17 protein-coding genes are annotated in these 21,591 nt (G+C 44.0%); 15 read left to right on the top strand and 2 right to left on the bottom strand.

Annotated elements, in window-relative coordinates; translation table 11 throughout:
- The 9 genes from WKF69_RS10030 to WKF69_RS09990 all read left to right on the top strand — a co-directional run.
- A partial coding sequence (locus WKF69_RS10030) for an Error-prone repair protein ImuA (protein WP_340381567.1) occupies positions 1–511 on the top strand: 511 nt, incomplete at its 5' end.
- 1 nt (position 512) lies between these two features.
- On the top strand, positions 513–2,015 hold the full coding sequence (locus WKF69_RS10025) for a DNA polymerase Y family protein (RefSeq protein ID WP_340381566.1): 1,503 nt from the start codon (positions 513–515) through the stop codon (positions 2,013–2,015).
- Entirely contained in the window at positions 2,015–5,239 is a 3,225-nt protein-coding gene (locus tag WKF69_RS10020; RefSeq protein ID WP_340381568.1) for an error-prone DNA polymerase, read from the top strand. Before WKF69_RS10025 ends, WKF69_RS10020 begins: the two co-directional genes overlap by 1 nt.
- 62 nt (positions 5,240–5,301) lie before the next feature.
- The gene (gene dinB, locus WKF69_RS10015; RefSeq protein WP_340381565.1) at positions 5,302–6,402 is read left to right on the top strand and encodes a DNA polymerase IV; all 1,101 of its coding nucleotides are present in this window, start codon (positions 5,302–5,304) and stop codon (positions 6,400–6,402) included.
- A gap of 209 nt (positions 6,403–6,611) precedes the next feature.
- Entirely contained in the window at positions 6,612–9,068 is a 2,457-nt protein-coding gene (locus WKF69_RS10010; protein ID WP_340381564.1) for a bifunctional YncE family protein/alkaline phosphatase family protein, read from the top strand.
- 45 nt (positions 9,069–9,113) lie between these two features.
- Positions 9,114–11,147 carry a TonB-dependent receptor gene (locus WKF69_RS10005; protein ID WP_340381563.1) on the top strand — a complete coding sequence of 678 codons (2,034 nt, stop codon included), beginning with the start codon at positions 9,114–9,116 and terminating at the stop codon, positions 11,145–11,147.
- A 149-nt stretch (positions 11,148–11,296) separates the two neighbouring features.
- Positions 11,297–11,638: a hypothetical protein gene (locus tag WKF69_RS10000; RefSeq protein WP_340381562.1), complete on the top strand. Its 342-nt coding sequence runs from the start codon at positions 11,297–11,299 to the stop codon at positions 11,636–11,638.
- Between the two features lie 132 nt (positions 11,639–11,770).
- The gene (locus WKF69_RS09995; RefSeq protein ID WP_340381561.1) at positions 11,771–12,934 is read left to right on the top strand and encodes a phosphatase domain-containing protein; all 1,164 of its coding nucleotides are present in this window, start codon (positions 11,771–11,773) and stop codon (positions 12,932–12,934) included.
- A 146-nt stretch (positions 12,935–13,080) separates the two neighbouring features.
- Positions 13,081–13,509 (top strand): SRPBCC family protein, encoded by a 429-nt coding sequence (locus tag WKF69_RS09990; RefSeq protein WP_340381560.1) that lies wholly within the window; start codon positions 13,081–13,083, stop codon positions 13,507–13,509.
- A 96-nt stretch (positions 13,510–13,605) separates the two neighbouring features.
- Here WKF69_RS09990 and WKF69_RS09985 read toward each other — a convergent pair whose 3' ends face one another.
- Positions 13,606–14,307, bottom strand: a complete 702-nt coding sequence (locus WKF69_RS09985) for a hypothetical protein (protein ID WP_340381559.1) — start codon at positions 14,305–14,307, stop codon at positions 13,606–13,608.
- Between the two features lie 153 nt (positions 14,308–14,460).
- A complete protein-coding gene (locus WKF69_RS09980) occupies positions 14,461–15,018 on the bottom strand; it encodes a GNAT family protein (protein WP_340381558.1) in 558 nt (185 codons plus the stop codon).
- Positions 15,019–15,250: 232 nt separating this feature from the next.
- On the opposite strand from WKF69_RS09980, the gene WKF69_RS09975 reads away from it, so the two are divergent.
- The 6 genes from WKF69_RS09975 to WKF69_RS09950 all read left to right on the top strand — a co-directional run bounded on the left by WKF69_RS09975 (position 15,251) and on the right by WKF69_RS09950 (position 21,471).
- Positions 15,251–15,448: a hypothetical protein gene (locus tag WKF69_RS09975; protein WP_340381557.1), complete on the top strand. Its 198-nt coding sequence runs from the start codon at positions 15,251–15,253 to the stop codon at positions 15,446–15,448.
- Between the two features lie 63 nt (positions 15,449–15,511).
- Positions 15,512–16,030 carry a biopolymer transporter ExbD gene (locus tag WKF69_RS09970; RefSeq protein ID WP_340381556.1) on the top strand — a complete coding sequence of 173 codons (519 nt, stop codon included), beginning with the start codon at positions 15,512–15,514 and terminating at the stop codon, positions 16,028–16,030.
- 305 nt (positions 16,031–16,335) lie between these two features.
- Positions 16,336–18,099 (top strand): FAD/NAD(P)-binding protein, encoded by a 1,764-nt coding sequence (locus WKF69_RS09965; protein WP_340381555.1) that lies wholly within the window; start codon positions 16,336–16,338, stop codon positions 18,097–18,099.
- Between the two features lie 71 nt (positions 18,100–18,170).
- A complete protein-coding gene (locus WKF69_RS09960) occupies positions 18,171–20,003 on the top strand; it encodes a sulfatase (RefSeq protein WP_340381554.1) in 1,833 nt (610 codons plus the stop codon).
- A gap of 108 nt (positions 20,004–20,111) precedes the next feature.
- Positions 20,112–20,711, top strand: a complete 600-nt coding sequence (locus tag WKF69_RS09955; protein ID WP_340381552.1) for an OmpA family protein — start codon at positions 20,112–20,114, stop codon at positions 20,709–20,711.
- 163 nt (positions 20,712–20,874) lie between these two features.
- Positions 20,875–21,471 (top strand): RNA polymerase sigma factor, encoded by a 597-nt coding sequence (locus WKF69_RS09950; protein ID WP_340381551.1) that lies wholly within the window; start codon positions 20,875–20,877, stop codon positions 21,469–21,471.
- Positions 21,472–21,591 lie beyond the last annotated feature (120 nt).

The following is a 21,591-nucleotide window of genomic DNA, read 5'->3' as shown; positions in this document are numbered from 1 at the left end:
TAATCTGATGCAGCATGGCGGCGCCTGCCTGTGGATCAGTATGCGGCGCACACTTTTTCCACCCTCACTAAAAGTTTTTGGTGTTGAGCCCGACCGGCTGATCTTTGTTGACCTTAAACGTGAGAGAGATGTGCTTTGGGCGATGGAGGAAGCACTTAAATGTAAAGGTCTTTCGGCGGTTATCGGAGAATTGGGTGAAATTAGTTTTACTGAAACGCGGCGCCTGCAATTAGCGGCCGAACAAAGCAGGGTAACGGGTTTTGTGCTTCGCAGTGACCCCAAAAAACTAAGTGCCACAGCCTGTGTAGCCCGATGGAATATTACCTCTTTGCCCAGTGAACTGGAAACTGGTATGCCGGGAGTGGGTTTCCCGAGATGGAATGTTGAATTGTTAAAAGTACGGAACGGTAATCCGGGGAGCTGGAAAGTTGAATGGTCGGCAGGCCAATTCAGGCCGGTTCATGAACCAAAAGAAGCTGTTCTGGAGTTGCAAAGCCTAAAAGCCGGATAACATGCAAAAGCGTTTTGTTGCCATATGGTTTCGTCATCTGCTGACGGATTGGCTTGCCCTCCGGCGGCCTGAGCTTCGTAGTGTGCCTTTTGTGGTTGCAATTAAAGATCATGGCAGGCTTTTGATTACCGCGACTAATAGCCACGCTGAATCTGAAGGTATCCATCCTGGGATGGTCGCTGCTGATGCTAAAGCCCTTGTTCCTTCCCTGGAGATTATTGATGACATCCCCGGCAAGGGAGATAAATTATTGAAAAGGTTAGGTGAATGGTGTATTCGTTATACACCGGTAATCGCATTGGATTCTCCCGATGGGCTGATCCTGGATATTTCGGGATGTCCGCATCTCTGGGGTGGTGAGCATGATTACCTCAAAGAGATCATTACCCGCTTAAGAAGCAAGGGTTACGACGTGCGTGCCGCCATGGCAGATACCATTGGTACAGCATGGGCCGTTTCCCGCTTCGGAAAAGTAAAACCTATTATTCAATATAACTGTCAGGCCGAAGCATTGCTTCCTTTACCCCCGGCTGCTCTGCGGCTTGAATCGCCAGTACTTGAACGTCTGCAAAAGCTGGGGCTCAGAACCATAAGCAGCTTTATGACCATGCCACGCTCGGTACTTCGCCGCCGTTTTGGGTCAGGTATACTGCAAAGGCTGGATCAGGCTTTGGGAAATGAGGATGAACCTATAAAAAGCTTACTGCCCATAGAGCCTTATCAGGAACGCCTGCCATCTTTAGAACCCATAAGAACGGCTGTAGGTATTGAAATTGCGGTTCAAAAACTTCTGGAAATGCTTTGTAAGCGTTTGCAGCAAGAGGGTAAAGGGATTCGTACTGCTGTTTTTAAGTGTTACCGGATAGATGGAAAGTTGGTGCAAATGGATATCGGTACCAACCTTGCCTCGCACAATACTCATCACCTGTTTAAGCTGTTCGAGCTAAAGATAGCCACACTCGAACCCGCTCTTGGGATCGAACTTTTTGTGCTTGAGGCCCCAAAAATAGAAGATATACCCCCGCATCAGGAAGCGCTTTGGGCCGACAAGCCCGGCCTGGAAGATAACGCTCTGGCTGAGCTGCTTGACAGGCTGGCTGGGAAGGTGGGAGCAGATACCATTCATCGATACCTGCCGGATGAACACTACTGGCCTGAACGTTCTATAAAAACGTCTTTTTCTATTAAGGACAAACCTTCCATCCGCTGGAGGAGCGATAAGCCACGGCCTGTTCAGCTGCTGGCCCGCCCCGAGCATATCGAAGTGACTGCTCCAATACCCGATTATCCGCCTATGCTGTTCCGGTATAAAGAAAAGGTTCATCATGTAAAAAAAGCAGATGGTCCGGAACGCATTGAACGCGAATGGTGGCTTGATGGGGGGCAGCATCGGGATTATTATCATGTGGAAGATCAGAACGGACAGCGTTACTGGCTGTTTCGCTCGGGTCACTATAATGGAGATGGTTCAAATGAATGGTTTATACATGGATTTTTTGCGTGATGAACTACGTAGAATTACAGGTCACAAGCAATTTTAGCTTTCTGCGCGGTGCTTCGCATCCCGAGGAGATGGTTGAACAGGCAGCTGCTTATGGGTATGATGCTATTGCAATTACCGACCGTAATACTTTTGCGGGGATTGTTAGAGCACATGCCGCTGCTAAATTGAAAGGTATACGCCTGATTCCGGGTTGCCGGCTTGATCTGTTGGACGGGACGAGCCTGCTAGCCTACCCAACCGATCAGGATGCCTACAGACGGCTTTCAGGACTGCTGACTGTTGGAAATCTTCGTGCTGAAAAGGGACAATGTCATCTATACAAGGCCGATGTTTATGCCTATAGCAAAGGCATGAAGTTTATTGCTATACCTCCTTCGGTTTTGACGGAAGCTTTTGAGTTCGAAGTTTCTTTCCAAAATGACATGAAAGAATACAGGCAGGAGCTGGGCAGTGAGCTTTACCTGGCAGCTGCCCGTTCATACCTGGGTGACGATCAAAAGAGATTGTACCGGCTTTCCCGTTTATCGGCAGAACTGGATATCCCACTGGCAGCCACAAATGATGTGCATTATCATGATCCGGCGCGCCGTGAACTCCAGGATGTGCTGACCTGTGTTCGTGAAAAGTGCACCATCCATAACGCGGGTTTCCGTCTCCATCAGAATGCAGAACGGCATCTGAAACCCATTGAAGAAATGCTCCGGCTATTCCGTCAGCAGCAGGAGGCAGTCCAGAATACACTTGATATTGCTGAAGCTTGTCAGTTTTCCCTAAACAGCCTGAAATATGTTTATCCACAGGAGCTTACTACAGAAGGCCGGACTCCCATGGAGGAATTGGAGCTTTTAACCCGTGAAGGTGCGAGAGAGCAGTTCGGCGACGAAGTCCCAAAGAAAGTGCAGGCACAGATCGATGAGGAACTGGCATTTATGAAGAAGAAAGATCTGGCCAGCTATTTCCTTACTGTTCATGATTTTGTTCGTTTTGCGAGAAGTAAAAATATCCTTTGCCAGGGGCGAGGATCGGCGGCTAATTCAGTGGTTTGTTATTGTCTTGGCATCACTTCGGTTAATCCTATTAAGATCAAGCTGCTTTTCGCGAGGTTTATGTCGGATGCCCGGGATGAACCGCCTGATATTGACGTAGATTTTGAACATGAGCGCCGCGAGGAGGTGATCCAGTATATCTATGAAAAGTACGGCCGCGACCGGGCAGCAATTGTAGCAACCGTAACGCAATTGCACTTCAAAGGTGCCGTACGGGATGTAGCGAAGGTAATGGGCTTGTCGGTGGATACTATTAACAGGCTTTCATCCTCTGTATGGCATCATGAAGAAGCTTTTGATGATGAGCATATCGCTAAGCAGGGGCTTAATATCCAGGATCCACATTTGCGCAAAACACTTGAACTCACCAGCCAGATGATTGGTTTTCCGCGGCAATTGGGGCAGCACACCGGAGGCTTTGTCATTACCCAGGGGAAGCTTTCTGATCTGTGCCCGATAATGAATGCACGGATGGAAGACCGGACCTGCATTGAATGGAACAAGGATGATATTGATGCCCTTGGATTTCTGAAAGTGGATGTGCTTGCGTTAGGTATGCTCACCTGTATCCGAAAAGGCTTTGACCTGGCTAAAATGCATTATGATCTTAATTTAACCCTGGCTAACGTTCCGCAGGATGATTCGAAAGTTTATGAGATGATAAGCCATGCGGATACCATTGGCGTATTCCAGATAGAAAGCCGGGCGCAGATGTCTATGCTTCCACGCCTTAAACCCAAATGTTTTTATGATCTGGTGATCGAAGTTGCTATTGTACGCCCCGGGCCAATACAGGGTGACATGGTGCATCCTTATTTGAGAAGGCGTAATGGTGAGGAACCTGTAGAATATCCTTCGGCAGAATTAGAAGAAATATTGAGCCGGACTTTAGGAGTTCCGCTATTCCAGGAGCAGGCAATGGAAATAGCCATCGTTGCAGCAGGATTTAGCCCCGCTGAAGCGGATGGCCTGCGGCGCAGCATGGCTACTTTTAAAGCTCACGGCCAGGTTACCCAGTATGAAAAAAAATTGATTGATGGGATGATCGCGAATGGTTATCCTGTAGATTTTGCAAAGCGCATTTTCCGGCAGTTGGAGGGTTTTGGGAGTTATGGATTCCCTGAAAGCCATGCTGCCAGCTTTGCCCTCCTTGTGTATGTTTCATCATGGATGAAATGCCATTACCCGGATGTGTTTGCAGCTTCATTGCTTAACAGCTTGCCAATGGGCTTTTATCAGCCTGCACAGATCGTGATAGATGCCCGCAAGCATGGGGTTGAAGTAAGAGAGGTGGATATCAATTATTCAATGTGGGATAATATCCTTGAGGAAATGGCAGGAGAATACCATGCATTACGACTAGGCTTTAGACAGATAAGTGGATTGCGTGAGGATGATGTTCAAGTGCTGGTAAATGGAAGAACTGTGTCATATAAGAAGATCACTGAACTTCGTGATGCCGGTGTTTCTCAAGCAACCCTCGAAAAATTAGCTGATGCGGATGCTTTCCGTTCCATCGGGCTCGACCGGCGCAAGGCATTGTGGGAAGTATCTGCGCTTGCAGATACACCCGTTGCGTTATTTGCTGGGCAGCCTTCAGAGAGCGTGATGGAAGGGCAGATCTCGCTTCCTTTAATGGCAGCATCCGAGCATGTTATCCAGGATTACGCTACCACATCTTTATCCTTAAAAGCCCATCCGGTCAGCTTTGTGCGTGAAAAGCTAAGCTTGTTACATGTACGTTCCACCCAGGATCTTGCGGGAGCAAAAGACGGTGATATGGTAAAAGTGGCGGGATTGGTGCTTGTAAGGCAAAGACCCGGGACTGCCAGCGGTATTTGCTTTATCACCATTGAAGATGAAACAGGCAACACTAATCTTGTGGTGTTTCAAAAGCTTTTCGATCAGTATCGAAGGGAGATCCTGGGAGCGAAGTTATTGATGGTAGAAGGCAGATTGCAAATAGAGGGAGAGGTTGTCCACGTAATCGTAAAGCGCTGCTTTGATCTTACAAAACTATTAAGAGGCTTGACCCCATCCGATAGCGAAAACCTTCCGGTACTAACTCTTGCACGTGCCGATGAACGAAGTGAACCGGTTTCGGGAGGGAATAAAGGAAGGGAAGAAATGCGGGTTGCCCGGAAGGATGTTTTTTATAAAGGACGTAATTTTAAATAGGAGGATGTCCCCCGCTGGGGCAGGGGTGGAACAACCGGGCAGAAGAATATATTTGTAAAACCATGCAAGAAACTCCAACACACCGTAAGATCATCCATATTGATATGGATGCTTTTTACGCTTCTGTGGAGCAGCGCGATAATCCAGAGTATCGGGGCAAGCCATTAGTTGTGGGAGGCTTGCCCGAAGGCCGCGGGGGAGTGGTTGCCACCGCAAGCTATGAAGCAAGGAAATTCGGAATTCGGTCTGCGATGCCTTCAAAGCAAGCTCAAAAGCTTTGTCCGGAGGCATTATTTGTAAGGCCAAGGTTTGAGGCCTATAAGGAAGTTTCTCAAAAGATCCGCGAAATCTTTAGCAGGTATACTGATTTAATTGAGCCCCTGTCATTAGATGAAGCTTATTTGGATGTCACACACGATAAATTGAACATAGGCTCGGCCATAGAGATCGCTCAGCAGATCAAAACAGCTATTAAGGAAGAATTACAGCTAACCGCATCCGCGGGAGTTTCGATCAACAAATTTGTCGCTAAAATAGCTTCAGATATTAATAAACCGGACGGTCTGAAGTTCATAGGTCCATCGGCTGTTGAGGCATTTATGGAAAATCTGCCAGTAGAGAAATTCTATGGGGTAGGCAAAGTAACTGCCGCGAAGATGAGAAGCTTTAATCTCCACAAAGGAGCAGACCTGAAGAGTTTAACAAAAGAAGCACTGACCCGGCATTTCGGGAAGGCAGGCAACTTTTATTATGATATAGTCAGGGGCATAGATCACCGCGAAGTTCAGCCGCACAGGGAAACTAAATCATTGGCCGCCGAAGATACATTTGCTTATGACCTGACTACTCTTGAAGAAATGGAAACCGAACTTGATAAGATAGCCCTGATCGTTTATGGCCGTTTGCAAAAGAATCAACTAAAAGGACGCACAATCACACTTAAAGTTAAGTACAGCGATTTCAAGCAGATTACCCGCAATAGGTCATTTCCAGAACCTTTGGATGATCTTGAAACGATTAGCGTTACGTCAAAACACCTGTTGGCCTCAACATTTTCAGCCGAGCAAAAGATCCGGCTGTTGGGTATCTCACTATCGAATTTTGGCATGCCTGAAATGCGGCATCGGTATGAAAAGATCAGCGACCAGTTAAAGCTTTTTTGAATGATATCCCGAAGGGAGGTTAGTTGCAGCTTGTGTATTTTTTGAGCAACATCTATTTAAATTAACAATTTGTTCTTATTACCTTTAAGAGTTTTGGTAAGGTTTTTAAATACCTTGCAGGAGGCTGCTGTGATAGCCTGGGATTCGTAAAAAGCGACATCACTGATACTATACCATTTAAAAAACGATATTGAAATAATCTTTAAAGCATGAATTTTCCAGTGAAATCTTCCATCCTACTGATGACACTTTTGTTATCGGTTAGCTCTTTATTTTCTCAAACGTTAACCGAGCTTGAGAAAAAGAGGATAATGCTACCTAACGGATGGTCGTTAACCCCTGCAGGCAAAAATATTCCCATCGGGGAATTGCCATTAAATATGGTAGTCAGCAATCGTAAAAAATATTTAGCCATCACCAACAACGGTCAGAGCACACATACCATAGACCTTATCGATATTGAAAAACAACAGCGTATTGATAGTATTGTTATCGCAAAAGCCTGGTATGGATTGGCTTTTAGCAAGGATGATCAATTTCTATATGCTTCCGGCGGACATGACAACAAGGTGAACAGATATTCGGTGATCAATGGTAAACTTAAACTAGCTGATTCATTTGTTTTAGGAAGGCCGTGGCCGACTCAAATAGGAACTGCAGGCCTGGATTTAGAAGAAACGGTTCATAGTAAGCTATTTGTGGTAACCAAAGAAGCGAAAAGTCTTTATGTTTTTGATCTGAAAACCAGGGAGATCATCAAAACCCTGGCCCTGGGCGCTGAGGCTTATAGCTGTAAAGTTTCTAGCGACAAGAAAACTTTGTATATAAGCTTGTGGGGCAATAAGAAGATCCTGCTTTATGATATAAAGTCTGAAAAAATAATCAAAGAGGTCCCGGTTGGCAATCATCCAAATGAGATGTATCTTACAAGAAGTGGGAAATTTTTATATGTAGCTAATGCTGATGATAATTCAGTGTCTGTGATCAAGACAAGCACTCATACCGTTGTTGAAACGCTGAATGCCGCCCTTTATCCTGCCTCTCCCAGCGGATCGACCACAAATGGGCTTGCATTAAGTGAAGATGAAAAAACTCTTTATATAGCCAATGCCGACAACAATTGCCTCGCTGTTTTTGATGTTTCGATTGAGTCGAAAAGCAGATCGAAAGGGTTTATACCGGTAGGCTGGTATCCTACCAATGTCAAGGTAGTCGGGAAAAAGATCTTCGTTACAAACGGCAAAGGATTAACCTCTTATGCCAATCCTAAAGGCCCGGAGCCCAGCAACAGACAGCAGCTTGTTTTAAGTCATATGGGCGATAGTACAAAGCCCGCGAAAGTTCAATACATAGGATCGTTGTTTCGTGGATCTCTGAGTATCATTAATGAACCGGCAGCACCGCAGCTTGCTGCCTTTGCTCAGGCGGTGTATAAAAATACCCCTTACTCAAAGGCCAAAGAGTTGCTCACTGAAGGCGAGCCAGGAAACCCGGTGCCGATGAAAGTAGGGGATAAATCGCCGATAAAGCATGTATTTTATATTATAAAGGAGAACAGGACCTATGATCAGGTCTTGAGTGATATCCCAGGTGGAAATGGAGATACCTCACTCTTGCTGTTCGGAGAAAAAATTACACCAAATCAGCATAAACTAGCCAGGGATTATGTTTTACTCGACAACTTTTATGTGGATGCCGAAGTGAGTGCTGATGGACACAATTGGAGCATGGGGGCTTATGCAAATGACTATGTTGAAAAAAATTGGCCCGCCTCTTATGGCGCCAAAGGCGGCACAACCGGCACCTCCGGAACTCTCAAGATTGGGAATAATAAAGACGGATTTATATGGGATCTCTGCGCGAGAAATAATGTTTCTTATCGTTCTTATGGAGAATTTGTTGCCGATGATTTTGGCACTAAGCCCAGGCTTGAATCCTTAAAAGGCCACTCGGCGCGTTTTTCACCTTATGGCCTGGGTGTACGGGATACTACTCGTTTCTACCAATGGAAGCATGACTTTGATTCATTAGTCGCCGCAAAATCGGTTCCCCAATTCTCTACAATCAGGTTAGGAAATAATCATACTGAAGGTATGCGGGCTGGCCGGCCAACCCCCTTTGCGCATGTTGCAGATAACGACCTGGCTGTAGGAATGCTGATCGATCACTTAAGTAAAAGCCCTGTCTGGAATGAAAGTGTGGTATTTATCCTGGAAGACGATGCTCAGAATGGCCCCGACCACGTGGATGCACATAGAAGCCCGGCTTTTGTCGTTGGACCTTTTGTTAAACGAAAGTTCGTGGACCATACGATGTATACAACCTCGGGCATGTTGAGAACAATGGAACTAATATTGGGATTGCCTCCGATGACTCAGTATGATGCTGCTGCTACTCCGATGTGGAGATTGTTTACCCCTGAACCGGATATTGCCCCGTATAATTTTTTACCTGTTAGTGTTAATCTGAACGACAAGAATCCTGCAAATACCAGACTTGGTAAATTATCGGAGAAATTTAACTGGAGTAAGGAAGATGCGGTCCCTGATCTCATATTCAATGAAATTTTATGGCAGGGTATCAAAGGCGTGCCTGCGCCCTCCCCTGTAAGGGCAGCATTCTTAAATACCGATAAGAAAGCAGGTGGTGATGACGATGATGATTGATCTGACTGACTTTGATCTGAATGAACTAACCCGTAAAGCATTAAATTGAAACTTCAAAAATTTCTGCTATCCTGCTACTTTCTTGCGCTGCCGGCAATGATATTCGGCCAAGACCGTAATAATAGCGTTGTCGACACCGTCGGAGCGTTGGGCGAGGTCGTTATTACGGCAACCCGCAAATCGGCGACTTTGATATCCAGCCCGTTTTCCATCAGTGTGCTGAAAAGAAAGCAAATGAGCGAGTATCAGTACCGTTCAACACCCGAAGCTCTGATGAGTACGCCGGGCGTGTTTGTTCAAAAGACGAATCATGGCGGTGGATCTGCATTTGTAAGAGGCCTGACCGGAAATCAAACCCTGATCCTTGTGGACGGCATTCGTTTGAATAATTCCACCTTCAGGTACGGACCCAACCAATACCTGAATACAATTGATCATTTTACAGTCGACCGGGTTGAAGTGGTAAAAGGGAGCGGATCGGTGCAATATGGATCTGATGCAATGGGAGGTGTGATTCAGCTATTGACCCTTGATCCTGGGTATTCGACTCAACCAAGGGTCAGCGGAAATATAACGGGTCGGTACTGGAATAACAATATGGAAAAGACAGGCCGGGGACAGGTTGTTTATTCCGGACAGAATTTTGCCGCATCAGGAGGTATAAGCACAAAAAAATTTGGTGCGCTGCTTGGAGGTGATACCACTGGCCGGCAATCCCCAAGTGGTTATGGAGAAACGGATGCAGATCTTAAACTAAAATTGAAATTGTCAGATAAAGCAGAGCTTATAGGTGCACATCAGTTTGTTAAGCAAAGCAATGTACCGGTCTATCATAAGGTTCAACTGGAGAACTTTCTACTTAACGAGATGGAGCTCCAGCAGCGCACTTTATCGTACATTAAATTAAACCTGACAGGGTCGAACGCCCTCTTTAAGAAGATCAGCTTCAACAGCTCATTTCAGCAAAGCGCGGAAGCCCGAAACAGCCAGAAAAATAACAGCACATCGCTTCGGCGGGAAAGGGACGACATCAGCACCTCGGGTGCATCAGTTGATATCCTTTCGGAGTTCACGCCAAATTGGACCTCGAACAGCGGATTTGAGTATTATTACGACAAGATAGATAGCTATAAAGAAGATATAAACACCCTGACGCCGACTTCCTTGCGGGGCCGCGGTTTATATCCCGATAATTCAACCTATGCCAATACTTCGATATACAACCTTCATCACATTCAGATTAGCAAATTGACTTTGGAAGCAGGTGCCAGGTACAATTGGTTTAATGCCTCGATACCTGATGCAACTTTGGGATTGGTCAGTATTAAACCTGATGCATTGGTTTTTAATGCCGGTGTAAATTATGGTTCCGGGCCTCATTATATATATACATCTGTTAGCAGCGGTTATCGGGCACCTAATATCGATGACATGGGAACGCTCGGTATTGTTGATTTCAGGTATGAATTGCCTTCATTTGATCTGAAGCCGGAACGAAATCGCAATACAGAAATAGGGTATAGATTGCATACAGATAGAATAAGCGGGTCACTGGCTCTGTTCCACAATAAACTATCTAACCTGATAACGCGTGTCAGGTCGGAGGGTCGAATAATAGACGGTTACAATGTCTACCGGAAAGAGAACATAGAAAATGCCTATATAAAAGGAGGTGAGGCTTTTCTCAATTGGCAGCCGAATGAGCGCTGGATATTAAATAGCTTTACCGCGTATACTTTCGGCAAAAACTATACTAAAAATGAACCACTGCGAAGAATGCCTCCACTCAATGGTAACACTTCAATAAAATATGTGCTGGACCGATATTACATCATAGCCGAGATTGCATGGGCGTCTGATCAAAACAGGCTGGCACCGGGTGACAAAGACGATAATCGGATCCCCCGGGGTGGTACTCCCGGTTGGCAGGTATTCAATACCTTCGCTGGCTATCAATATAAAATGTTACAACTCAGAATGAGCCTGCAAAATATACTAAATGAGGATTATCGCACTCATGGCAGCGGTATAAATGGGGTTGGCCGAAGTGTTTTAATGGAGTTAAGCGCATCATTTTAGTCAACAATACGTGCCTCGCCACAGGGTAGATTTGTGGTCAGTTAATTAAATCGCCACGCAATCTCATAGCAATTGGTATATTTAAGATACGGCAAGTCTTAAGCTGAATAATCAAGATTGAACTACAACTGGAGTTAAAATTAAGTACTATGAAAAATATAACCCTGATACTCTTTGTTTTTATCAGCTTTAACAGCTTCGCACAAAAGCCGGCAGATAACTTTTTGCTGGTAGACCAGAAGTATAGCGCAGAAGACTCAATAGTTACTGACGCTAAAAATAATACGATCCATCTTTACGGAAAAGCGAGCTTTGAGCATGATGGAATACATTTTAAAGCAGACGAAGTGATAATCTATACCGACACCAAAAAGGTTGTTGGCATGGGCTCGATTTTTCTCGTATCTGTTCCAATGTTGAAGAGCTCCACAGGATCAACAAATAAAAAATTGCTATACACAATGGGGGAGCGCTTCGTCGTCGTAGAATAGCTACTGCGCAAAACAATGGAAACTGAGTGAAGATATGATGATCCTGTTAAAGGAACGGTATAGCTAAACGATTTACTGCATTTTCCTGTAAACACATCCGGCTAAATTGCGTTTTATTTAAAATGTTTGCATATGCCGGCCTGGAAAAAACTCTTTACTGATACGACTACTGTTGTCGAGGACAAATTTGACAATCTCTTCTTTAATCTCCGAAAGCGCTTAAAACTTAATGATCCACTACAGATCGTTACTTATCGCAGTTATGGAACTGCTAACCGGTTATATATCAAAGGGAGGTTGCTGGAAGATAAGGGTATAGACGCTGCAACGGATCGGGATACTATTTTCCATAATCTTATCAATATGTACCACCGGTTTCAAAGTGACGAAATTCCTGGTGCAACATTAAAAGTTAAATTTCAGGATCAGGAACATACTGTAATTACTGACGATGAAGGTTATTTTATGCTCAATCTGGCACCGGAGACACCGATCAGTCCGACAGATATGTGGCATGAAATCGATGTTGAACTTGTTGATGCTCCTATCAAGTTTAACCCCGGATTAAAATGTGAAGCCCAGGTGTTGGTTCCGCCTATCGATGCTGAGTACGGGATCATCAGCGATATCGACGATACAATTGTTCACACCAGCGCCACCGATGTTCTGGCCATGTCACGCAAGGTTTTCCTGCATAATGCGAAAACAAGAATGCCTTTTGCCGGGGTCTCGGAGTTTTATAAGTCGCTGCAGCTCGGCAGGAATGGCAAGCGTAATAATCCATTCTTCTACGTATCAAGCAGTCCCTGGAATATGTATGATCTGTTAAAAGATTTTCTCGATCTGAACCAAATCCCGGAGGGGCCGCTTCTTCTCCGCGACTTTGGATTGCAGGACAATAAGTTTATAAGCTCGGGCCATATGGGGCATAAGTTCAAGGAGATCGAGAACATAATGCTTACTTACCCGCTTTTGAACTTCGTGCTCATTGGCGACAGCGGACAGGAAGATCCGTCGATTTACAGGGAGATCGTCAGGAAGTTCCCTGGTCGGGTGTTGGCAATCTATATCAGGGACGTCCAACTGGCAGATCGCGAAAAGATAGCTATTGATATCTCCGTCGAATTGAAAGATCACGTAGAGCTAGTAATAGTTGATAATACCGTTGAAGCAGCTGAGCATGCTGCTAAATCAGGACTGATATTTACCCATACTTTACCAGAGATCGAGGAGGATAAGAAGAAAGATAAGGGTGAGATTGCGGGAAAGGAAGAGGCTACCATTATTGGAAAATAAACAATTAAAGTTCTATCTATTCTGATAAAATGGGCTTTAACCAATCTCTTAGAGGTGGCTAAATACACCTCAATAATGTCTTATTTGCCCACCTTTATTTTTAAGACACCAAATTATCTTTGCTTTATAATCTTAAACATTTGAAAATGGAAGACTCAAAAAGATCAGCTATATCGGTGGAAACCATTGTAAATGCTCCTGTAGAAAAGGCATGGGAATCATGGACAAACCCTGAACACTGCATGCAATGGTGTCATGCATCAGATGACTGGCACGCACCATATGCAGACAATGACTTGCAGGTAGGAGGAAAGTTTAAAACAACAATGGCTGCTAAAGATGGCAGTGTTAGTTTTGATTTTGAAGGGGTGTATACCGATGTCGACCATCATAAACTTCTTAAGTACGAAATGGCAGATGGCCGGAAGGTATCGGTAGAATTTTACGACCAGGGCGACACAACGAAGGTAGTTGAGATATTTGATCCGGAAAGCCAAAATCCAATTGAGATGCAGCGCGGTGGCTGGCAGGCTATTTTAGATAATTATAAGAAATATACGGAGCTGGGTTCGTGAGGTATAAGGTCTGAAGCCTGATGGATTTACGATACTTGACGCCAGGCAAGATGTCGGAAATCCAGTTCAGACCTCCGACATCAGACCTCCGACAATTTACTTCTTCGTCATCTGGCCATCGGCAACCAACAGAAAGTTAACAGCCAGCTTTTCAAAGAGTGCTCTGTTTGTGGTGCTGTTTACTAATATCATGTTGTTAGGACCGGTTCTGACGGCTTGACCGAAATCCGCCTGGATCAGGTTTTTAACTAATTTACTTAAGTCAAGTGTTAAGTTCACATCGTATTTATCGCCTTTGATTGTGACTGGAGGTGGGTGGAGGGTTAATTCGTAAGTCTCGTTAAACTGGACCTCTACGGGAATTTTTGTTCCGGAAACCTCAGTGTAAGTGCCTAGTAATACTAATGGTTTATGGGTAGCTGACTCCTTTAGTCTTATTCTCAGTTTGATGTCGGTATATGTGCCTGTAGGGATAGCAACACTTCCGCTGATAGTTGAGGTCTTTAAGATATCAATACTTGATAGTTTTTCAAACTCAACAGCAAAGGCGGTATTGTCCTTTTTTGCTCCAAAATAGATCTGCTGAACATTAATCGTTCCCGAAAGCCACGTTATACTTCCATTACTCAAAGGAGCGACCGGTGTACCGCTTGTAGCGCCAGTTGTCCCCAGCGAAGCACTCAGGTGAGATGTCTTAAAATGATAGGTCAGCTCCCCATCGTGAACGCTGTCTTTCTGACAGCTATTCAGCAATATGGCTGAGAATAGGATAAAAATGCTTTGTAGTGTTTTTTTCATAACATGATTATTATAATAGATTAAACTAATAGCCTCTCTTGTTTATATAATACACCCAATGTAGCACATGATACTATTGTTTACGTAAGGTTTGCTCGCTTGGTTACCCGGATGCAATTATATAATTAAAAAAAAGTACGATCTATTGGACTATCACATTTCGTTCTGCCGGTCTATCACCTTCCCGAGGGCAACCCACTCATTCTCAAGGATACTCATTTCCATAAGGGTCAAGTAGCTATTATTATGCTTTTGAATGTCGCGTAGCAGGCCATCTACCTGGAAGCCGCATTTTTTATAGCATTTGATTGCCGAGGTATTGTTATCATAAACTCCCAGGCTCATTCGGTGGAGGTTCAACTGATTGAAGCCAATCTTCATTAATGCTTTTACCATTTGTTCAGCTATCCCTTTTCCGCGATCGGAATTCCCAACCAAGACGCGTGTTATACGGGCTGACCGGTTCTTCCGGTTTATTGAAGTCAGTGAGATATGGCCAACAGTCCTGCCGCTCTCAGTATATACGGCCTTGTAAACAAACGTCGACGAATTGTCAAAGTTATTTGCTTCTTCAATATACCAGTCCAGTTTATTTTTCGTCAACGGATACCGGAACTGAGTACCGGCCCACTGCACAAGCAATTCCTTATCCCAGACCCAGTCAAGTAACGTGTCAAAATCTGCACTTGTAAAGTATTCTAATTTTATCATAGTAATAGCTCGCGATCTTAAAACCTGATTGTTGCTGAGTCTGATAACAGTCATTGTATATCTTGGTTTGCCTGTGTATTATTTTGCGTAAAAATGCCGTGAAGGGTACGTATGTATATATATCCTGACGCGTGAGGCATGCGGGTAGCATCCGGGTATGTAAATGTCTTATTTTATTTTGCGAAGATGTAATTTTGTGAGAGTATCCACGACAAACATTAAAAATAATTATATGAAGCAAATTATCGTTGTAATAGGTCTGGCATTGTGTTCATGCGGAAGGGAATCTTCTCCCGAGGGGAGAATGCAAATACGAACAGAACATCTTCAGGCAAGTCTTGACAGCCTGAAAATCCAAAATAAAGCGATACTTGATAGTTTGAATAGCATTCGTCAGGAATTGAGACTAATGAGAAAGACAGCTGATTAAGCCTTTCCTCCGAATTCTAATTATGGAATCTTAATCCTCCTGGCATCCATAATAAAAAAGATCATGGCAGAATTAACAAATCCATCAAGCGGAAATTCCCGGGGTGCCAGGAGTTCTGCGGTTCCAAGAGTAGACCTAACAGCAATGGTAGATCTGGCGTTTTTATTGATAACATTCTTTATGTTAACTACTACACTAGCAAAGCAAAACGGTATAGACTTATCCATGCCGGTTGATGACGATCCTCAGGAAGTATCAGCAGGAAGGTCGATGACCGTTTGTCTGGGAGATAACACCAAAGTGTTGTGGTATATGGGTACGCAGGACCATCCTTCAAATAATCCACAATTGAATAGTTTGTCGGGGGATGGAATAAGGAAGGCCTTGATGTCAAACTCAAAAGATGTTCTTAGGAAAACAGGTAAAGGCTTAATAGTGCTAATTAAACCAAGCGATAAGTCAGTATATGGTGACCTGGTAAACATTCTTGATGAAATGAAGGTGACTGAGGTACCGACATATGCTATTGTTGAAATTAGCGATGGCGATCTCGATATGATGAGAACTAGTCGGATATATTAGGGCTATCAAGACCCTCCCCTCTAAGAATAGCCCTAAACGAAAATACCACAGAATCTTAAAAGTTAAGTAGCGTAAAAGGAGCCTCTTGGTTAAACTATTCATAACAATATATGAATGGTATAGGGTCTTTTGTGCCCAAATATATCGCTAGTCTTCAAACGGCAAATGAACGGCAAATGCATCCGGTTTAATGCTGGCCAAAAGCTTGATGTCTCAAATCAAGCCAGACTTAGTACAACAGCCTCTTTTTAGCCGCGAATAATTTGTAAGCTGGATTCACAAAACAGTGACTTAAACTCACTCAGGTGAAAACCTATCCTTACAAAAGATGTTATTCCATCGAAATTGATAAGGATTATATGGTGAAAGAACTTACACGTATTGCTATTCTGGGGGGCGGCCCTGCCGGATTGTTCATGTATAAGCGCTTGATAGAATCGGGGAAGCAGGATCTGGATGTTACTATTTTTGAAAGGAAAGGCGAGCTGGGTACTGGAATGCCCTACAGCCGCGAGGGTGCCAACGATGAGCATATTACCAACGTGTCTGATAATGAGATCCCGGAATTAGTGATGTCAATAGAGGAGTGGGTTAAAATTGCTCCCAGGGAGCTACTTGAGAGGTTTAGCATAACTCCTGAAAACTTCAACGAGTTCAAGGTCTTGCCACGCTTATTTTTTGGGCAATACCTGGGTGCCCAATTCAAGCTTTTAAAAGACAAAGCTAAGAAATTAGGGATTAAAACCACTGTTCATCTTAATACAAGCGTTGTGGATATAATCGATGAGCCAGATCAGAATGAGGTTTGGGTGGAAGTTTCCGAGGCAGGGATAGTGAAGTTTAATCGTGTGATAATTTGTACCGGGCATAGCTGGCCTGTTATACACGAAGGAAAGGTTGAGGGATATTATGATTCGCCTTATCCGCCGTCTAAACTAGAGCTGAGTTTAAACCACCCGGTTGCAATTAAGGGATCGTCATTAACCGCGATCGATGCTTTGAGAACACTTGCAAGGCATAATGGTGAGTTTATCAAAAAGGAAAATGGCAATATCACCTATCAACTTTCAGAGGGTAGTCCGGAGTTCAAATTGTCGATGCACTGTCTTGATGGCCTGCTGCCCGCGATCAGGTTTCATTTGGACGACACACACCTTTCCAATGACTCACTGCTAACTCCTGAGGAGATTGAAAAGCATAAAGAAGAGAATGATGGATTCTTGTCGCTCGATTTTGTGTTCGAGAAAAACTTTAAAGAAATCTTCAGAGAGAAGGACCCTCCTTTTTTCGATAAGATAAAAGAATTGAGCCTTGAGGAGTTTGTAGAATCCATGATGGCTCTTCGGGAGAAGCTTGACGCTTTCCAGCTTTTCCGGGCAGAATATGCCGAAGCGGAGAAGTCAATTCAACGACAGGAATCGGTTTACTGGAAAGAAATGCTTGCTGTACTTAGTTTTGCGATGAATTACCCCGCTAAATACCTGTCGGCCGAGGATATGCAACGGCTTACAAAGGTATTAATGCCGCTGATATCCATTGTAATAGCGTTTGTTCCCCAGAGTTCGGCCCGCGAAATGCTTGCTCTGTATGATGCGGGTGTTCTGGAGCTTATAGCCGTAAATCCTGAAAGTGAGGCCGTGCCCGAGAAGAAGGGCGGCGTAACATATAAGTATCAGGACCAAAATGGAGAAGCCAGATCCACATATTATAAAACCTTCGTCAATTGCATTGGGCAGCTGAGACTTTCTTACGAGCAATTCCCTTTTGCCAGTATGATAACAAATAAAACGATAAGCCCCGCGCATATACGGTTCAGATCTCCTGCGGAGGGAAAGTCTGCTAAGGCGAAAGGAAACAAGGAGGTTGAATCAGACAGTAGTGGGAATTATTATTTGAAAGTCGCTGGTATAACTATTAATGATAATTTCCAGGTTGTAGATCCGTACGGAGCGTATAACGAACGGATTTATATAATGGCGGTTCCCTATATCGGCGGGTATAATCCCGATTACTCCGGATTGGATTTCTGTGAAGAGGCTTCAAAACGCGTAGCGGAGAGCATGTTTTAAATCTGCTGTATTTTTAATATCTAAGGCTTGCTTTCAGTGTTATTCAAATTAAAATAAATTAGATTTAATGAATGAAATACACTCTGCTGCTGTTAGCTATTCTATTTTCTTTTCAGTCGTTTTCTCAAAGCAAGCCCAATCTGGTTATTTTCATTACTGATGATCAAAATCAACAGGATGTTGGGGCCTACGGCAACCCGGATGTTCACACACCGAACATGGATCAGCTGGCGAAGGAGGGAATGCGCTTTAATAAAGCCTATGCCGCTTCTTCTATGTGTGCTCCCTCCCGGAGTGTGATGTTCACCGGATTATATCCTTACCGGAATGGCTCGCAAATGAATCACTTTACAACCCGACCCGGAATCAGTAATCTGCCGGCATTTTTAAAAGAAGCGGGCTACCGCGTTGTTATCTCAGGTAAAACAGATGTATTTCCCCTGGCTGCATTTCCTTTTGAGCATATAGGTAAAGAGTTCGGAAAGTACGAGCCGATGGAGAACCGTACCGACAGAAGGCAGGAAAGTGTGAAGATGATCGAGTCTCATTTTAAGACTAATCCTGAACAGCCGCTTTGTATTATAATTGCTCCATGGCTGCCACATGTTCCCTGGGTGAAGAACAGGGATTATGACGCTGCAAAGCTGAAATTACCGGAGTACCTGGCGGATACGAAAGAAACCCGTGCTGCAGTGGCATCTTACTATCAAAGCATCAGTACCGCCGACAGCCTGCTTGGGGAAATTATGACGACGGTTGACCGGGTTGGTAAAAAAAACAACACTGCATTCTTTTACTTCTCGGATCAGGGCGCTCAGTTCCCTGGAGCAAAATGGACCGTATATGATAAAGGCCTTCGGGTGCCCTTTATAGTGAGATGGCCCGGGAAGGTTGTAAAAGGAAGCACTAGTGATGCTTTAGTATCGCTTGTAGATCTTACCCCTACGCTGGTGGATATGGCAGGGCTCAAGCCGAGGGAAGGATTAGACGGCAAAAGCTTCAAGGAAGTCCTTACAGGTGTTAAAAAGGTGCATCATGATTATATTTTTGCGGAAACATCTGTAGAGCCGCATTACTGGTATAACTATGTGCCATCACGCTCTGTGATCACTTCAGATGGCCTTCATTATATCAGAAATTATCATCCCGGCCGGCGGTTTATTACCCACATTGATAAGGTAGAACGCAATATGTTTTATTTTGATTCCTGGGTGCAGTCATCAACACAGAACGACAAGACTAAATTCCTGCTTGAACGATATAGCTATCGCCAGCCGGAAGAGCTTTTTGATCTTAACAAGGATAAGAATGAGTTTGTCAACCTTGTGAACAGCGATTTATCAAAGAATGATGTTGCAAAGCTGAAAGCAATGCTGCAGGCCGAGCTTAACCGTCAGGGTGAAGATGAAGCTTCGATCATTCACGGCTCGCTCCCTGATTTTTACGATCGATCTTATGAGATCAGGCAAAATACCGGAGCATCTGACCTCTCATTTAATCGCAAGATATGGAACCCGGATACGCTTTATGTTAACGGATATCTGGATGGGATTGAAAAGGGAGGAATTGTGTGCGACTACTTTGGGCAGTTTAAAATCAGTGTATTTCAGAACAAGATAGGAGTTGAGTTTGCAGATGGCAAGGTCTTCTATAGCCCGGTTTTAAGGCAGAATAGGGGCCACTTGCTTTTCCGCTTAACAAGGGGAGGACAATTACAAATGTATTTCGATAACTCTTTGGTGTTGCGGGAAGATGTTAAAGCCGATTTTACTAAGATTAAAGCTGGTTATGTAACCTGTGGGAAGTTGCAGGGCGTAGAAGCTGTAGGCAAGTATCAGTCCTTCATTGGAAGAATTACAGACCTGAAATTCTCAATGAACACATTGTCGAGATCGCCGCAGTAGGATTTTAATTCCACTGCATTTTGTACTTATCCTATGTATGTGGAAAACCCTTACTTGCAGGCAATATCTCTTAATGGTAGTTTAGGGCTTGACATTTAAAACCATTACATGGGAACATTTTTAAACAGACTATCCTTTTTGGCTCTTATTGCAGTTGCCGCATTTTCTTCGGCATGCAAACCTAAGAAGATGATCACTCAGGCCGCTCCGGTTCCGGTAGAAACTGCTGTCGAAGAGGAGAAACCCAAGCCAGCTCCAGTTGCAGAATCAGATTCCGATGGTGATGGAATTTCAGACTCTAAAGATAATTGTCCTAATAAAGCAGGCTCTGCCAATAATAATGGCTGTCCTGAAGTAATTGCTCCGGCTCCAACCTTTAACTATCAAAATATCCTGTTTGAGTTCAACTCTGCAGTCCTCAAAACCTCGTCTTATCCGATTCTTGACGAAATAGCGAAGGAGATGAAAAAATACCCTGACATGAAGTTTAGCCTAAATGGCCATTCGTCAGCAGAGGGGACTGAAACACGGAATCTGACTCTTTCAATTGACCGGGCAACGGCTGTTAAAAGTTATCTCGTCTCAGCGGGAATCAATGGCAGAAACCTGGAAGCTAAAGGTTTTGGTGAATCTAAACCCCTCAATATCAATAATACAGAGGCGGCCAGGCAGCAAAACCGCCGCGTTGAAATAAAGAAGGATAATTAGTATCCGGTTTAAACTTGGCCAGAGCAATTATCTCTGGATAAAACTATAATTAGCGACTTGCTCCAATTCTGTCACAATTCGGAGATATTATTATTAATTAAGAAACTTCATCTGAAATTCATGTTGCCACATCATTTTTATATTATTAAAAACTATAAAAGCGATGATGTCACTGGTATTACCTCTCGAAGATGTTCAAGCCATCAGTAAGAAAAGAAGCAGGAAGCTTCGTTTATCTGAAGATATGCTTGTGGTGGGCCTAAAAAACAACGATGGTATGGCTATGTCTGCCCTCTATCAAATGTATTCCGACTCACTTTATAAAGTTATTTCAACCATAGTTGTTATTGAAGAAGTTGCTCAGGATCTGTTGCAGGAAACCTTCATCAAGATCTGGAAATCATTTGCTATGTATGACGCCACTAAGGGCCGTTTGTATACCTGGATGGCCAGACTTGCCCGGAATCTGTCTATAGACTATCTGAGAAGCTCGAATCATAGAAATGCTTCCGTATGTGAAGATCTTGCGGAAGTTGGTCAGCAGGTTGATATGACCTTCCAAACCAATTACAATCCTGAGCTTATCGGGGTTAAGGACATGACCAAGATTCTTAATACTGACCAAAAATCCGCACTTGAACTCGTGTATTTTAAAGGATATACTCACGTGCAGGCAGCTGAAGAGCTTAATATCACTTTGGGGATCTTACGTTCAAGGTTGCAATCTTCTATAACGCAGTTGCGCAGGGCTTACGCCTGATCGGCAACGGTGTAAACAAAAAAAAAGCAGGCTCGGCCTGCTTTTTTTGTAATATCAAATTGTGATTAAGTCTTACAAGTTGCTGATCGTATAAGTGATCACCATTCCATAATCCTGTGC

The organism is Daejeonella sp. (assembly GCF_037719425.1).
Classification (GTDB): domain Bacteria; phylum Bacteroidota; class Bacteroidia; order Sphingobacteriales; family Sphingobacteriaceae; genus Daejeonella.
Note: the sequence above shows the minus strand (reverse complement) of the source record. Positions and strands in the feature narration are given on the sequence as shown.